At 45.6% G+C, this 1,149-nt stretch carries 1 protein-coding gene; it reads left to right on the top strand.

Translation table 11 applies throughout. The features are described 5' to 3' along the window. Position 1: 1 nt before the first annotated feature. A partial coding sequence (tuf, locus tag MF4642_RS16490) for an elongation factor Tu (RefSeq protein ID WP_078426875.1) occupies positions 2 to 1,149 on the top strand: 1,148 nt, incomplete at its 3' end.

Below are 1,149 nucleotides of genomic sequence, written 5' to 3' on the forward strand. Positions count from 1 at the left end.
CATGGCTAAGGCTAAGTTTGAACGTAATAAGCCACACGTTAACGTGGGCACAATCGGTCACGTTGACCATGGTAAAACAACTTTAACAGCTGCAATTGCAACTGTATGTGCGAAGAAATTCGGTGGCGAAGCGAAAGACTACGCTGCAATTGACTCTGCACCAGAAGAAAAAGCACGTGGTATTACAATTAATACTTCACACGTAGAATACGATTCTCCAACTCGTCACTACGCACACGTAGACTGCCCGGGCCACGCCGATTATGTTAAAAACATGATTACTGGTGCTGCTCAGATGGACGGCGCGATCCTTGTATGTGCTGCGACTGATGGTCCAATGCCACAGACTCGTGAACACATCCTTCTTTCTCGTCAGGTTGGTGTACCTTACATTCTTGTATTCCTTAACAAGTGTGACCTTGTTGATGATGAAGAACTTCTTGAATTAGTAGAAATGGAAGTTCGTGAACTTCTTTCTACTTATGACTTCCCAGGTGATGACACTCCAGTTATCCGTGGTTCAGCTCTTCTTGCACTTAACGGTGACGCTGGTCAGTATGGCGAAGAAGCAGTTGTTGCGCTTGTTGACGCACTTGACACTTACATTCCAGAGCCAGTACGTGCAATCGACCAAGCATTCTTAATGCCAATCGAAGACGTATTCTCTATTTCTGGTCGTGGTACAGTAGTAACTGGCCGTGTAGAAACTGGTATTGTGAAAGTAGGCGAATCAGTTGAAATCGTTGGTATCCGTGATACTCAAGTAACTACAGTTACTGGCGTAGAAATGTTCCGTAAACTTCTAGACGAAGGCCGTGCGGGCGAGAACTGTGGTGTTCTTCTACGTGGTACTAAGCGTGAAGACGTACAACGTGGTCAAGTACTTGCTAAACCAGGTGCAATCAAGCCGCACACTAAATTCGATGCAGAAGTATACGTACTTTCTAAAGAAGAAGGTGGTCGTCACACTCCATTCCTTAACGGTTACCGTCCACAGTTCTACTTCCGTACAACTGACGTAACTGGCGCGATCAAATTACAAGATGGCGTTGAAATGGTTATGCCTGGTGACAACGTAGAAATGTCAGTAGAATTAATCCACCCAATCGCAATGGACCCAGGTCTACGTTTTGCGATCCGTGAAGGTGG

The sequence above is a fragment of the Acinetobacter sp. MF4642 genome (assembly GCF_002018925.1).
GTDB lineage: Bacteria > Pseudomonadota > Gammaproteobacteria > Pseudomonadales > Moraxellaceae > Acinetobacter > Acinetobacter johnsonii.